This is a genomic window from Photobacterium makurazakiensis (genome assembly GCF_050336715.1).
GTDB classification, from domain to species: Bacteria; Pseudomonadota; Gammaproteobacteria; order Enterobacterales; family Vibrionaceae; genus Photobacterium; species Photobacterium makurazakiensis.
This window is the reverse complement of sequence record NZ_JAKJSJ010000099.1, coordinates 1-15,125: the sequence shown is the minus strand read 5'-3', so window position 1 is coordinate 15,125 and position 15,125 is coordinate 1. Positions and strand designations below refer to the sequence as shown.

General features: G+C 41.9%; 15 protein-coding genes. 5 read left to right on the top strand and 10 right to left on the bottom strand.

Features of this window, described 5'->3' with window-relative positions; genetic code table 11:
- Positions 1–89: 89 nt before the first annotated feature.
- A complete protein-coding gene (locus L4D09_RS27585; RefSeq protein WP_428460743.1) occupies positions 90–950 on the bottom strand; it encodes a MurR/RpiR family transcriptional regulator in 861 nt (286 codons plus the stop codon).
- 675 nt (positions 951–1,625) lie between these two features.
- Between L4D09_RS27585 and L4D09_RS27580 the strand changes: the two genes are divergently transcribed.
- The 3 genes from L4D09_RS27580 to L4D09_RS27570 all read left to right on the top strand — a co-directional run bounded on the left by L4D09_RS27580 (position 1,626) and on the right by L4D09_RS27570 (position 4,574).
- Entirely contained in the window at positions 1,626–3,611 is a 1,986-nt protein-coding gene (locus tag L4D09_RS27580) for a bifunctional metallophosphatase/5'-nucleotidase (protein ID WP_428460742.1), read from the top strand.
- Positions 3,612–3,726: 115 nt separating this feature from the next.
- Positions 3,727–4,005, top strand: a complete 279-nt coding sequence (locus tag L4D09_RS27575; protein WP_428460741.1) for a hypothetical protein — start codon at positions 3,727–3,729, stop codon at positions 4,003–4,005.
- Positions 4,006–4,208: 203 nt separating this feature from the next.
- Positions 4,209–4,574, top strand: coding sequence for a hypothetical protein (locus tag L4D09_RS27570; protein ID WP_428460740.1), 366 nt, complete (start codon positions 4,209–4,211; stop codon positions 4,572–4,574).
- 78 nt (positions 4,575–4,652) lie between these two features.
- Here the strand turns inward: L4D09_RS27570 and L4D09_RS27565 are convergent, their stop codons facing one another.
- The 3 genes from L4D09_RS27565 to L4D09_RS27555 all read right to left on the bottom strand — a co-directional run bounded on the left by L4D09_RS27565 (position 4,653) and on the right by L4D09_RS27555 (position 7,987).
- Positions 4,653–5,417 (bottom strand): substrate-binding periplasmic protein, encoded by a 765-nt coding sequence (locus L4D09_RS27565; RefSeq protein ID WP_428460739.1) that lies wholly within the window; start codon positions 5,415–5,417, stop codon positions 4,653–4,655.
- A 274-nt stretch (positions 5,418–5,691) separates the two neighbouring features.
- The gene (locus L4D09_RS27560) at positions 5,692–6,492 is read right to left on the bottom strand and encodes a tetrahydrofolate dehydrogenase/cyclohydrolase catalytic domain-containing protein (RefSeq protein WP_428460738.1); all 801 of its coding nucleotides are present in this window, start codon (positions 6,490–6,492) and stop codon (positions 5,692–5,694) included.
- Positions 6,493–6,706: 214 nt separating this feature from the next.
- Positions 6,707–7,987, bottom strand: a complete 1,281-nt coding sequence (locus tag L4D09_RS27555; RefSeq protein ID WP_428460737.1) for an L-lactate MFS transporter — start codon at positions 7,985–7,987, stop codon at positions 6,707–6,709.
- Between the two features lie 485 nt (positions 7,988–8,472).
- Here L4D09_RS27555 and L4D09_RS27550 point away from each other — a divergent pair, with 485 nt between their 5' ends.
- On the top strand, positions 8,473–8,670 hold the full coding sequence (locus L4D09_RS27550) for a hypothetical protein (protein ID WP_428460736.1): 198 nt from the start codon (positions 8,473–8,475) through the stop codon (positions 8,668–8,670).
- Positions 8,671–8,767: 97 nt separating this feature from the next.
- A complete protein-coding gene (gene pepE / locus L4D09_RS27545) occupies positions 8,768–9,499 on the top strand; it encodes a dipeptidase PepE (RefSeq protein WP_428460735.1) in 732 nt (243 codons plus the stop codon).
- A 104-nt stretch (positions 9,500–9,603) separates the two neighbouring features.
- Here the strand turns inward: pepE and L4D09_RS27540 are convergent, their stop codons facing one another.
- The 6 genes from L4D09_RS27540 to hisD form a co-directional block, all read right to left on the bottom strand.
- Positions 9,604–10,143, bottom strand: coding sequence for a putative ATP-dependent zinc protease (locus tag L4D09_RS27540; RefSeq protein ID WP_428460734.1), 540 nt, complete (start codon positions 10,141–10,143; stop codon positions 9,604–9,606).
- A 152-nt stretch (positions 10,144–10,295) separates the two neighbouring features.
- On the bottom strand, positions 10,296–10,883 hold the full coding sequence (locus L4D09_RS27535) for a GNAT family N-acetyltransferase (RefSeq protein ID WP_428460733.1): 588 nt from the start codon (positions 10,881–10,883) through the stop codon (positions 10,296–10,298).
- Between the two features lie 191 nt (positions 10,884–11,074).
- Complete coding sequence (locus tag L4D09_RS27530; protein ID WP_428460732.1) at positions 11,075–11,788, bottom strand: alpha/beta fold hydrolase; 714 nt, start codon at positions 11,786–11,788, stop codon at positions 11,075–11,077.
- A 10-nt stretch (positions 11,789–11,798) separates the two neighbouring features.
- Positions 11,799–12,809, bottom strand: coding sequence for a cupin domain-containing protein (locus L4D09_RS27525; RefSeq protein WP_428460731.1), 1,011 nt, complete (start codon positions 12,807–12,809; stop codon positions 11,799–11,801).
- 56 nt (positions 12,810–12,865) lie between these two features.
- Positions 12,866–13,600 carry an SDR family NAD(P)-dependent oxidoreductase gene (locus tag L4D09_RS27520; RefSeq protein WP_428460730.1) on the bottom strand — a complete coding sequence of 245 codons (735 nt, stop codon included), beginning with the start codon at positions 13,598–13,600 and terminating at the stop codon, positions 12,866–12,868.
- Entirely contained in the window at positions 13,600–14,898 is a 1,299-nt protein-coding gene (gene hisD / locus L4D09_RS27515) for a histidinol dehydrogenase (RefSeq protein WP_428460729.1), read from the bottom strand. Before hisD ends, L4D09_RS27520 begins: the two co-directional genes overlap by 1 nt.
- Between the last annotated feature and the right edge of the window lie 227 nt (positions 14,899–15,125).

Below are 15,125 nucleotides of genomic sequence, written 5' to 3'. Positions count from 1 at the left end.
CAGGTGTTCCAGCACATTATTTGTACAGCGATATGCCATACAAACAATATGAATATGTTTAATGTTTTCTTTATTTATTTCTGAATGACTTAGCTTTTAAATACGCTAAATTCATCAAATAATCCTTCAATGCGTTTAAAACGATTATCCTTTTCATGAGGTTGTGATAACCCTTTTATAAATGCCTCAATTAATGAGAAGCCTGCTGCACGGTTATTGAAAAAACCGCTACCTGCACTTTCTACATTAAATTGAACATAGCAATAAGGTACAAAAGGATTTACCGCTTGATCTGTCACTACAATAATGTGCCCACCACATTCACTGAACCAACGCACCAGCCTGACCGTGATATTGGAATAGCGGTGATATGAAATGGCGAGCAATATATCCTCACTTGTTACATCAACCAACTGGTGTGGTAACGTTGAAGTATCAGCATTAAGCAATACAACATCTCGACGTAAATACCTTGCTAATAAGTAAAAATAGTTTGCTAAAGCTTCAGATGAAGCACTCCCCATTACGTACAACTTTCCCTTCGGCTGACGCATTAAGCTTACGGCTTTATCAAAGTCATCTTCAGAAATAGCCTGATAGGTTTTTTCCATGTTATCCATGACTTCATTGTAATGATTTGCCAATACACCTTTCATGTCAGCAGGCAATGGGGCTGTTGTATGGCACTCATAACGTTCAATGGGCGTCGTTAAAGTTTGAGTTAGGTCGTCTGTTACCCGTTTTTTAAATTCGATAAACCCACTAAAACCAATTCGCTGCAGAAAGCGACCGAGTGTTGCCTTTCCTACACCAATTTGTTTGCAAAGATCATCAATTTTAGCAAATGGCAGAACAGTATAATTCTCCATGAAATATTGAGTAATACGCTGCTCGGCATCAGTATGCGATTCAATCGTATTTACTGTATTAATAAAGTCTTGTTTATTCATGGGGGAATTTTCCCGTAAATTCTTCAACACGGGAAATTTTTCCATTTCATTGATTATCTAGCAAGGGAATAGCATTTTCCCGTCACTAATTTGTGATCATAACCTTATATAAGGTAAGGGGATGTGCTTTATTAAATTTATTGTCATTAATTTTTTACAATAACGTAACAGCGTATTGGTGCTTCGCCTATTTTTAACTCATCGACACCTTATTTATGATAATTTGTCTTATCATAAATACTCAGCTCAGCGGATACAGCTCATTATTTAATGTATTCCATTCATTTTCCCCCCACTCGGTCATTGTTTGGGATATTTTTCCCGTCGCTTATTTAATGATATAAATGAGTATTGTTGAATTACTCAACACTTGGTTGGTCGTAACATCACCAATCAGTGGTTTGTAACAATTTTACGTACTTTATCAAGATAGACACTCACCCCATGCTTCATAAATACTATTTATCTATGAATCAATCACCTGCAGCCTCGATATTTAAGCGATTGCGCAAACGAATCTTATACCGTGATCTCAGTTTAACTTTTTTGCAATTGCCCGCATTTTTCAACTCAGATATAGTGCGCAAGTCTCGAATTTTCCGGACTTTTTCACTCAGGTGCTCGATTAGTACCTTTATATCGTCCATATGTAAATAACTTTGAAAAGGTAGTTGAATGAAGTTTTCAAAGCCTCTTATTGCAGTGTCCATTACATTGGCACTTGCTGGCTGCTCACTAACACCATCACAGTCAAATGAGTCTTTTTCTTTAACCGTTGCCCACATCAACGATACGCACTCTAACTTTGATCCTGTTAAATCTAGCTTCAAAGCAAATGAAACCGTCGTATATAACGAATTTGGTGGCTTCCCACGCCTACATACGATGGCAGAAGAATATAAAAAAGCCGCGGAAGATCAAGACAACAGTTTCCTATTTTTGCATGGTGGTGATGCTTGGCAAGGTAGCGCATACTTCAAGCTGAATGAAGGTGCAATGAATGCTGAGCTGTTAAGCCGTATGGGCATTGATGCAATGGCGCTTGGTAACCACGAGTTTGACTTGAACAATGCCAAGTTGAACCAGTTTATTAGTGACATCAACTTCCCAGTTCTTGCTGCGAACATCGACACAAGTGAAGATGCTGACTTAAAAGATCAGACAAACTTAAAGCCTTACACGCTTTTCGCTTTTGACGGCAACAAAAAGACCGTTATCGAAGACATCAATAACTTGCCTGCAGGTAAAGATATTGTCGCGGTATTCGGTATTGCATTAGATGATATGCCGAACCTTTCACCAAATACGGGTGACGTGCAGTTCTTCGATATGGTTGAATCTGCGCAAACAACTGTTGATATGTTCAAGGCTAAAGGCATTAACAATATCATCGCTCTAACGCATATCGGTAACGCGGTTGATGTAGATATTGCATCAAAAGTTAACGGTATCGACCTTATCGTTGGTGGACACTCTCATACACTGCTAGGTGACTTCACTAACATTGGTCATGACCACTCTGGCACCTATGCACAGATGGTAACTAACCCGAATGGCAACAGCCAAACTTGTGTTGTTCAGGCCGGTGAATATTCACAAGCAATCGGACAACTTGAAGTAAGCTTTGACGGTAATGGTAATGTGACCTCATGTGCAGGTTTAAACACCCTACTAACCAATGACGAGTACTTCCACTCACCATTGCGTGAAGCTGAAAGCAAATTTAGCGTAGAAGAAAACGCTGCGGTCGTTAACTTTATCGAAGGTGAAGAAAACATCATCATCACCGATGAAGAAACAACAATGCGCCAGCTTATCGATACCAAGTACAAGCCAGCCGTTGACGAAGCTTACGGTAAAGTGATTGCTCAAGTACCTGTAGAAGTTATCCATGAGCGTCGTCCAGGCGATCGAGGTACTGATAAGCACGGTTCAGATGTTGCCGCTATCATTGCAGCAGGCCAATACTACTGGGCTAACTCGCCAGAAGTTGTTGAAGTGACTGGCATGAAAGTTGACTTCTCACTGATTGGCGCAGGCGGCATTCGCACCAACATTGAAGCCGGTGAATACCGCGAAGGTAACGTTTCTTTAGAAATGCTTCCATTCTCTAACTTCATGTCTGTTGTACCTGTAAAAGGCAAAGTCATTAAAGAGCTAATTGACGGTACAGTTTCAGCAACGCTACCTGAAGGCTCACATGCTGGTAAGTTCCCATACGGTGGCTACATTCGTTTCCAATACACTGAAACGACACCGAACCAAGCTGGTAAGCTAGATTACGTAGAAGTCATGACGGGTACAGCAGAAAACCCAATCTGGACTCCGCTGCAAGACAACAAAACTTACAACGTTGCTGTTAACAACTACAACGCAACAGGTAACGATGGCTGGACTCCGCTGTTTACTGCTCAGCAAAAGAGTACAGGTCGTGTTGACCTTGCTTACGTAGATGGTCAACTAACTGCCTTCAATGTTAAAAATATTGAAGAGCAAAATGGTCGATTCCTTGTGAACTACGAAGGCCAAGCGCCAAATTGTAAAGCCGATAACACACGCTGTAATACCGATGCACAAGCGGTTATCGACTACATCGCACAAGAAATGCCTGTTATCAAACCGCTAAGCTATGAAGTTGTTACGTTCGAACGTGCAATGTAATTCGCTAAGCGAGTAATGATAAAAAAAGGGCCTATTTTTATAGGCCCTTTTTTAATTAAACTAGGTATGATTAGAAATCACTATCACGTCATCGATAACAATGGGAAACCCAGAAATGAACAAAGATACCCCTACTCTGTGGCAACGCTTTAAATCAGCAGCGATTGAAGTCATGGATTTCAAAAGCCGTGTTTGGGTAATCAATATTCATAGCAGTGCCCTACAGGACGAATCATTCGTCATAAATGAAGATAGTTTCCAAGAGCCGCTACAATGGATGAAAAGAAGACAATACACTTCTGACATGCAAGCTAAAGTCGAACAGATGAAAACATCGCAAGTGTTAGTTTTCCATATTGACGGTGTACGTCACCGCCTTATGCGAGTGAAGTAAACATCGTTGCAGCCATTATGCACCAGCAATATCTCTTACCGCTCTCAAGCTTCTGTATTTATCTCCCTCTCCGCTCTTCCTCCCTGTGCGTTTTTTCACCAAATGACGAAGGGGAAATGAATAAAGCTTTATGACTCATCACAGCTCTATTACTATTCATCCTCGTTAAAATACGTAAAACGACGTCAAAGGACATACCGCCAATGCAACAAGTGAACATTATCCCGAACCCACAAATCGCGATTATTTTTAAAAGCTGGGCTGAAGATTGGGCGAAAGAAAGCCAAGGCGATAAGAAAGACATGGCGACAAAGTTTCACACCGTTTATAAAATTGCGGCCGATATGTTCACCAAAGGCGGTGATGTTGAAATGCAGTTTTTATCAGCACTATTTGAAGACTGTAAACAAAAGCTTGAAAATGCCGAAGCCATGAACGAAAAAGTAAAACTGGCATTCAAAGATGACGATGAACGTGCGCAGGCTATTATTGCTAAAGTAAACAGTGCTGCACAAGATGCCGCACATGTTGTTCGCTACCTTGGCCAGTTATTAAAGCCCGCTCAATAGCATCCAGACAGATAAAGCAGGTAGTTACCTGCTTTATTGTTCCCCCTTCCCCGCTATGACTCAATTTGTTCAACGGTTTTATTCAACGTTTACATCTTCACCTATATCACAAATCGTCGCCTGAAGAGCAATACCATACCGATCTAAGAGCGCATTATAGCGACCATCCCGGCACATCCTATCTAACTGATAGTTAAAGTTGTCTCTTACTTCCTGATTTTTAAAACTGGCCTTAAAGTGGGTAACTGGTGGGAACAACGAATGAAGCACCACCTCATCCATCGATTTGCCTAATTCTTTACTGAAAAAATTAAATATACTGCGGTCGATAACAGCAATACTGCCAGTATCTAACCAAAACTGCTTAACTTGATCTGCCTGATCTGCAAACTCAATATAATTTTTCCGTTGCGGTGAATCTAATGAAAACAGCTTTTCAAAATCGGCACCTAAATCTAAATAGGCATTCTGCCAAGTAAGTACCCGATGGTCTTTTAAATCTCCAACAGACTTTATCTGTGCATTATCTGACTTTTTACTAATGGCAAAGTTCGCGAACGTTATATAGTGATTCGAATAAAAGACATCGCTATCATCAACTAATACGCTCATTGCAACATCAGCCTTCCCTTGTTGAACGGCTGTCTGTAATTGAGCAAAAGGCATCTGTAAGAAATTTATTGAATACTCATCAAGCGCATTAGTAACAACATCTATTTGAAAGCCTTGTGTTGCGCTGTCCGTTACATAAGGTGGCATATCGGTTGAAACCGCAACATTGAGCGTTGGTTTCTCTGCATAACATAGCGAAGTCAATGTTTGTCCCATCAATAGGGTTAACACGATTATCCGTATAAAATTTCGATATAAAGATAAAAACAGGTGAGAAGTATGATGTGGGGTATTCATCTTGACATAGCCTCTGGCATGCTGCCTATCGGTATTATCAAGTGTAACACCTCTTTCTAAGACTGCTTGCCAAAGCAAAAGAGATCGCTTGTTACTGAACACTCATATGTGTATCACAGTAAGAAGCAACCTCTTTCGTTTCAGATTCCGACTCGTCTATATGAATGAGCTATATAAACAAGCTATATAAAAACGATTACTCAGCCGATCATCCAACTAACTTTATTGCATTACCCAGTACATGAAGACACGTCAAACGCCCTACACCACCCGGAACAGGCGTAATTGCCGCAAGTGATAAAATATCATCATGGTGTTTTATATCGCCAACCAATTTACCATCAACACGGTTAATACCCACATCAATAATCAATTGGCCTTCAATAAATTGACTGTTATCTAAAATACCATGTGCCCCTGTCGCAACAACAATCACATCAAATTGCTGCCAGCTAACAGCGCCTAAATCTGAACGACTATTAAAACTTGCAACAGTACTCTGACGGTTAATGAGCTCTATCGCTAACGGCTTACCGACAATATTGCTCCGGCCAACAACCGCGACCTTTAGCCCTGCAAAGTTCGATTCACCACACTGAGACGAAATGATATCGATAGTAGCTTGTACGGTACATGGAAGAATCGAATTTTGACCAAGCACTAGTTGGCCTAGGGTTTCAGAGCCAAAACCATCGACATCAATTGCGGCAGGTAAATCGGGAGCAACCAACCCGTTTGGTAATGGGAGTTGGAACAAAATAGGATGATCGGTTTGCTCAGCAAGCGTATCTAAGTCATCTTGTTTAGTGACAGCTTCATCAAGCGTAAGGTGATTACATTCAAGGCCAAGCTCATCAAACAAACGGACTTTATTGCGAACATAAACCTTACTTGCCGGATCATCCCCCACCGTCACAATAGTTAAACGCACAGGTTTATTTAATGTGACTACTTGTTCTTTTAGCTCAGCCAGCTTGGCTTCATAAATTGCACTAATTACTGATTTCATTAAGGTCACACACGGTAAAAAACTAATGAGTATTTTATATCTAACTGATTTTAGATGAACCATGCGTTAGAACAAGTTATTTGCCTTCCTGAGCACAGATCAATCATCCAAAAACAATAATACCGACTGATTATTCAACACCATGGTATTCATAATCAATCGGTAGATAAATTGTAGTAACAAATAACAACTTATAACACTGTTATCCTAACAACTATGAGGTTGCCATTTTCAGCGGCGCTTCTTTACTCATTGCTCGCTGAGTCTTTGCTACATACAGTTTCATTGCTAACGAAATGACTAGCGCCACAGACAAAATACCAACAAAGATATACATCGTCATCGTATAGCTGCCTGTTAAGCCTCGTACATAAGCAGCCAAAGATGATCCTGTTAAGCCAGCTAATGCCCATGCTGTTAATACATAACCGTGAATCGCCCCAAGTTGCTTGGTACCAAACAAGTCACCAATATAAGCCGGTAGCGTCGAAAATCCACCGCCGTAGCAGGTCATGATGAAGAAGACGACCACTTGGAACATCAGTGCGTGCGACAATGAAGGTAGCAGCATGAATGCGCCAATTTGGGCAACAAAGAAGATAATGAAGGTATTTGGTCGAGTAAGGTAATCAGACGCAGACGACCAAAATAGACGACCTAGACCATTTAGCAAGCCCATGATGCCTACCATTGTCGCGGCTTCCATTGCGCTTAATCCGGCGATTTCTTGCGCCATTGGAGATGCAGCAGAAATAATTGCGATACCACAAGTAATGTTGATAAAAATCATCACCCATAAGCCCCAGAATTGCGGCGTTTTAACGGCATCATTCGCGTTCTGCTGACTTAAATCACCTGTTGGCTTAACTTGTTGCTTACCATTTTCGGTTACTTGCATGCTCTCTGGCACCCAATCAACAGGTGGCTTTTCTAAATAAGAAGAAGCGGCCAACATAACGATAAAATACGTACCGCCCATAATGTAAAAAGTAGCCGAAATACCCACACTGCTAATTAATGCTTGAATAACAGGGCTTGCAATCATCGATGCAAAACCAAACCCCATAATTGCCAGACCCGTAGCTAAACCACGGCGATCGGGGAACCATTTTATTAACGTAGATACTGGCGTAACGTACCCCATGCCTAAACCAATGCCACCCAATACACCATAGCTGAAATACAGTAGGTACAAACTTTCCATACTGGTTGCGATACCTGCGCCCGCAACGCCAGCACCAAAGAATAATGCTGCAATAGTACCTGTAAATCGTGGGCCTTTTTTCTCTACCACATGCCCCATAACCGCTGCAGAGGCACCAAGGAAGAAGATAGCAATACCGAAAGTAAATGAAATTTGCTGTAAGTCCCAACCGAATGCTTGGTGCAGTGGATTTGAAAATACACTCCACGCATAAATAGAACCGATAGAGATATGGATACCAACAGCAGCAAGTGCGATTAACCAACGATTTTTTACATTAGATGACGGCATTGTGAATAACCAGTAAGTAGTAGAAGCCGATACACTAACTGATAATTTAATCGAGAAGAATAGAAGCCAATTGTGGCTTTCATTAATAAAAATAAATATAGAAACATCTACTTTCATTGGTACACAGTATGAAATCGAGCATTTTTTCGCTAAACAAAAAAACAATCACACATGATATTTAACTGTCTGATTATATTAAATATATATTAACACCGCTCTGAAATATCAATCTCAACACATCGGTTAAACCTCGGTGTTAAATCGGCCACACCTACGCACTGCAATCTAAAATTTCAAAATTGATCCAAATAGAAGAGTTTATATGAAACTCGATTTATAACATTAATTCAATATAAATTATACATAACTGATCTAATTTAAATTTATTTGATGTGAAATTTACATTTCCTTAAAAGTACCCTGACAATTGGATGTTCTAATAATCGTATTCAAATACGGCTTTAATCATTAATGGTGAGGAAACTATGGATCAAGCAGCAAGCTTAAGAAGCATCTTCTTACAACGTAAATGTATCCAGCGTGTTAGAAGCTATCACGCTAAAATTCGTAAGGCGGTTTCTACGGGTGACCTTCGCGATGTATCTAGTCTATTAAAGCAACTTGAAGTTGCACAACGACAATTAGAAGCTGCATTCGAACGACAGAACAAATTGGCCTCTTAGGGCTTTTTTTAAGAGAGATTTTTGTGCAACAACTCAACGTTCTAAGCAGCAAGTTGCTTTAGTATTAGCACTCTTTCATAAAGACAGAGAATTTAAGATGGATCTCTTACTATTAAGCAACGGTAAAGTTGCTGGCAACACTAAAGTAATGGAATTTGCATTACCTGCGATCACTGAAGTATTTAATCGCAAGCAAGTAAAGAACGTCGTGGTCATTCCTTATGCCGTTATTCGCAGCAGCCATGACGATCGCACAGCAATGGTAGCTGAGAGCCTCAGTCACCTTGATGTAAACGTGACTGGATTGCACAATGCAGCAGATCCAGTACAAGCCATTCGTGAAGCCGATGCTATTGTCGTAAGCGGTGGTAACACTTGGGTACTAAACAAAACACTGCATGATCTTGGCCTGATCGGCCCTATCCAACATGCCGTGACTAAACTTGGCGTACCATACATTGGCTGGAGTGCAGGAACGGTAATTAGCGCACCAACAATCCGCACAACAAATGACATGTGTATTGTCAGCTCAGCGATTACCCCATCGTTAAGTTTCGTGCCTTTCCAAATTAATGCCCATTACGTCGATGCCACCATCGAAGATCATATGGGTGAAACACGCGACGAACGCATTGAAGAATTCTTAATCGTGAACCCGCACCAATCTGTTATTGGTATTCCTGAAGGTTCATGGTTAGCGGTATCGGGTGACCAAATGACTTATGAAGCCGCAAATGATAAGCCATTACATTGGTTCAAACTAAACCAAGAACGTCGCATTATCGAAGCGGGCTCTGATGTAACAGAGCTAATGGCGCTAGATTGCTAATTCCCTTACTCAATTAGAGTAAAATAAACCAGCGCGCTTACGACTGTATAAATCTCACTTTATACTTTAGGGCGCGCTAATTGTTAGATTGACACTCGCCTTTACTATAATCCGTAGACACTCGCTTTTGACACATCTACTAGGTAGTTACACGCTAAAATATTTCTACCAATCAGTAGCTTATCAGACATTAGACTACGGTCTTTCAAATTCACTTCTACAATGTGCTCTTGGCCAGACATACTGAGATCAAGCTCAATGCTATACCTTAGTTCAGAGCCAAGCGAATTTTGGATCTGCCTAACATGCGTGATCTTCGAGCTCATATGCACACTTTCACCCAGTTCATTTGCAGTAATGAAATTCACCACTTTACCGACATTTTCACCGGCATCAGGTGCAAAACCTTCAATTTCAATATTTGTTGCATGAAGTGAGGTACGAGTAGCACCTGTGTCTATTCTCGAACGAAAGTTTAAATCTGCCGCCTTAGAATAGAACACTTCTTTTTGTCCGATTAAAGCGAGTGGAGAAGAATCGCCAGCACACGCCGACGAATAATCACTGGCAAATGCAGTGGTAGACAGTAATACCGAGGCTAGCCCAATTAATGCTGTATTGAAACATCCTTGCTTCAGATCCATAACGACTCCTTGTAATTGAAAACATGATAGGCAATCTCCTTTGCCATTCCCTTATAATTTCATGTTATCTAAAAAAACAATCGCACGGTTTAATTAATAGTAACAGTGTGTTTACAACACCTACAGATCAAAAAACGTTTAGTATTCAATAATTAGCTAGGGGGTCTGAGCATTGGGATCATTACAGGAAAGTCCTCCGCATAGATATGATCCATTACTTCAAATCCTTGTCGCTGATAAAAACCAATATTGGTTGGATTAGAGCAAACTAAGTAAGCCGTATCACCCATACGATCACACTCTGAAGTCACGCTATGCATTAAGGCGGTTCCTGCCCCACTACCTCTGGTGATCAGATCTGCGCCAATTAAAGGCAAGTACCAATGCGGACTTTTAGGCTCAAAAGGGGTCAGTTTTTCAAATAACACTGCCACAGTGTCTTGCTGTTTCTCTGTCATTGTTGTTTTTATCAATGCATCCATCCGCGCATCATCCGATGTCACATCAGGTGGTAACCATAGTGCACCACAACCTGATTTATATAATGCGGTGCCGTGTTTGAATGCTTCATCTCCACTGGCTTTCGACCATTGTGGCATGACTTTTAAATAAGTATCGACATCTGGCCAGCACCACCTTGCAGTAGGATCGTCAGCAAAGCCCATAACAATCGATGCTATCACTTTCGGTTGTTCACTCACTGGCACGCGATAAGCTAAGTTCCATTTGTGGCTACTCATGTTCATCCTAACCGATTGAATACTATTAACTTAGCGTATCGTTTTAGCTTCCGGTGTGCAATAAAAACGCGTAATACCCAAGTATACTTCACCCAATAAACAAAAAGCACAACATCTCCATGTTGTGCTTTCTGATAGTGTCAGCATGTCAGTCAGGTAATCGTTACCCAGTAACAACTGTATAGTAGCGATTAAATGTTATTCACTGAAAGCCAAGCGTTAATATGATGTGCAACGCGCTCGGGTTGCTCCATGGTGGTTAAGTGACCACAGTTGTTCAATATATGTAAGCTAACATCTGGTATTTGTTCAGCCATCAATAAATGATTACTCACCGGACAAAGCAGATCGTCACGACCACATATTATCAAGGTTGGCACTGCTATACTCGCTAACAGCGGACGTGCATCTGGCCGTGTTGCCAAGGCATTTGCATGCGCCATAAAGCAGTTAAGACCAACATGCTCTGCCATTAACGTTACTGTTGAAGTTAGCGAGGGATCATTTAAACGGCTTGGATGAATCAACAAAGGCATTAATATCTCAGGCGTGATCATAGAGAATGCCCCTTGTACTGCCTTCTCAACTAAACTATTACGTTTAAGTGTGATTTCCATTTTTTCGTCGGCGGCATTCGTACCAATCAGAATCAAGCCTGCTACACGTTCAGGGGCTTGGCGATAAACTTCAAACGCCAAAATCCCCCCCATTGATAGCCCACCTAGAATGAATCTTTCTGGTGCATCTTCCAGCACCTTCGCGGCTAAAACTTGCATTGACTCATCGGCAGTTAATACTGCACATTGCGGATCAACATTATCAGCTAAGCGCTGGTTAACTGACGTAAACAGATGGTGGTCGCACAACAAGCCTGGTAACCAAAGTAGTGGAACAGATTGATTCATTCTAATCCCCTTAAGCGCCTAATATTTCAGGTTTCTGCGGTTTATCACTGCCTAAAATACTGTAGATGAAGCTATTACCACGCTCATTCGCAAGGCTAATAGCAGCACCTTCCGGCACATTAAATACATCCCCGGTTGTCATCAGCACCGATGCCGACTCACCGTTCAGTTCAATGTTCACCCGTGTATCGCCACTGAAGTTAATCAATACCTGCTTTTCAGCACGACGATGCAATGGCAGTTTTGCTTCTTCTTTTAAAGCATATGCGTGAATACTCACCGCATCATCACTTTTCACCTGAAAATCATAGTCTGCTTTAGGGCTACCAGTAAGTGAATACTGCTGATAGTTCACCCCTTCAAAATCACTCTTAACAGGCTGGTAATTGCCGCTCAACGCAACAAAAGGCATCATCTGCTCAGCGGTATAATTATCAAACGCACTCATTTCTTTATCTGATAATAAAGGCATTAACTCTTCAGCATTTGGAATTGCATCACCCGCTTCAGTATCAGCCAAGCTACCATCTTCTCGAAGGTATAAGCCATGTCCTTGACTATCTTTGATAACGCTTGGGTGCCAAACAACACCACCGCCTGAGTCGTCCCCACCTAATACCGAAAACATGAAGCCATACTCATCACCAACCACTTCAAAGCCACGGAACAGATTGGTCGGAATAGAAATCACGTCACCTTGTGATAATACCGCTTCATCTTTTGCTTCATTGCCCCAATAGAAACGGAACTGACCTTTAAACACCACAAATAACTCTGCGGTATGATGCGAGTGCAACGAATTTTTTATGCCAGGCGGTTGACCCGCAGCACCGATGTTAAAACCCGACGTTTCACGAATATGAACATGCTGACGGCTGTTTTCAGCCACTCCGGCACCAATAATACAAAAATTATCTTTCAAGTGGCTTCCCGGTGTGCGTGCATCAATAAATGCACTTTTTCCTGGGATCAACTCCATATACCGCACCAACTGCGTATTCATTCTTTGTTGTAAGTTCATGTTATATATCCTTTAGAACACGTTAATCACAGAACAACACATTGATCATTATTGTTTTAACTGCCAAGCGGGCGTCCGCCATCCACAGCCAGAGTTGTTCCGGTAGAGAAAGTCATTTGTTCGGCGGCAACGACCACTGCTTTTGCTACTTCGCTAGCATCTGCTAAGCGCTTTAACGGCGTTGACTGCTCTTGTTGATTGCGCCATGCATCATCAAGACCTTTCACAAATTCAGTATCAACCAAGCCCGGTGCAACAGCCATCACTCGCACCTCGGGGGCCAGTGCCCTAGCTAGCGAACGGGTCATATTTTCCATCGCCGCCTTGCTGGCACAATATGCAATATTGCTCCCCATTGCCGTTTGCGCTGCAATAGAAGTAATGTTGACGACACACCCTTGTTTCTTTTTCAACATCGGCTGGAAAGCCCGTACCATCGCGAATGGTGCTCGCACGTTCACTTGAAAAATACGATCGAACAGTTCATCGTCTAAACCACTGAGGTTTTCATGCGCAACAAATTGGGTCGTACCTGCGCAATTCACCAATAAATCTAGCCCTAAGTTATCACGTGAAATTGACGCCGCCAGCGATTCTATATTTTCCGAATCAGATACGTTTAGCTGGTAGCTTTGGTGCCCGTCACCAGCGAGCGAGTCAAGTACCGATGACGCTGCCTCACCATTAGAATGATATGTAAGAAGAACTTGGTAACCTTGTTGAGCGAGTTGTTGGCAAATGGCGGCACCGATGCCGCCACTCCCGCCCGTAACCAGAGCGAGTTTACTCATTATAAAACGCCCTCTTCTTCTTGCTTTTTATAGCGTCGAACTCGAATATCAGCTTGCTCTTTATGACCAGCAAAACCTTCCAGCGCACATAAGCGTGAGCAGTATTCGCCAACCTTCAATGATGCTTCGGCTGTCACTCGCTGGTAAGTGCAGGTTTTAATAAATTTACCCACCCACAAACCACCGGTATAACGTGCCGCTTTTTTGGTCGGTAACGTGTGGTTAGTACCGATACATTTATCACCGTAAGAGACGTTGGTTTCACGGCCAAGGAACAATGCGCCGTAGTTTGTCATGTTGTTGAGGAAGTATTGAGTATCTTCAGTCATCACTTGTACGTGCTCTGATGCAATATCATCAGCTACAGCAACCATTTCATCGTAGCTGTCACACACAATAACTTGGCCATAATCTTCCCAAGCCTTACCCGCAACTTCGGCTGTTGGCAAAATAGTCAGCTGACGCTCAATTTCTTTAATCGTTTCTTGGGCGAATGATTCAGAGTTCGTCAATAATACTGCTGGGGAGTTATATCCATGCTCTGCCTGACCTAACAAATCAGCAGCGGCTAGTTCTGGGTCACAGCCAACTTCATCGGCGATGACCAAGGTTTCTGTTGGGCCAGCGAATAAATCGATACCAACACGGCCAAACAGCTGGCGTTTCGCTTCAGCGACAAACGCGTTTCCTGGGCCGACAATCATATCAACAGGTAAGATGGATTCGGTGCCCAATGCCATTGCACCGACAGCCTGCACACCGCCAAAACAGTAAATTTCATCAGCACCAGCCATCGCCATCGCGGCAACAATCGCAGCATTTGGCTCGCCATTGAAAGGAGGCGCACACGCAATAACTCGCTTCACACCTGCAACTTTCGCTGTAAGTACACTCATGTGTGCAGAAGCAACCAGTGGATATTTACCGCCTGGGATATAACAACCCACGCTGTTTACTGGAATATTTTTATGACCCAACACCACCCCTGGTAATGTCTCCACTTCCACATCTTTCATTGAATCACGCTGGATCTGTGCAAAGTTCTTCACTTGCTCTTGTGCAAACTCAATATCATGACGCGTTTCATCACTCAAGCTGTCGATACAGGCCTGAATCTGCTTATCACTCAGGCGGAAGTTCTCTGGTGACCAGCTATCAAACTTTTCAGACAAATCACGTACGGCTGCGTCTCCACGCGCTTGAATGTCGCCTAAAATACCTTCGACAATACCACGCACTTTCGCGTCATTCGTTGCTGAAGCTTCTTCAGTGATACCTTCTTTAAGAAAACGAGCCATGTATCTTTCTCCCTGCTTTATTTTTTTGGTTACGTATGCATTTTTGATTAAAAAATTTTATTTAAGACATGATTATGCGACTAATCTCATCGTAGAAAACCACAAATGACTACGAATGCAATAAACATTAAACAAGTTATTTACACAATGCAAACAATATTTATCACACCTAAAAAAATACACTGTAAAGCATTGTTATTAAATAATAATAACGTGAACACCTACTT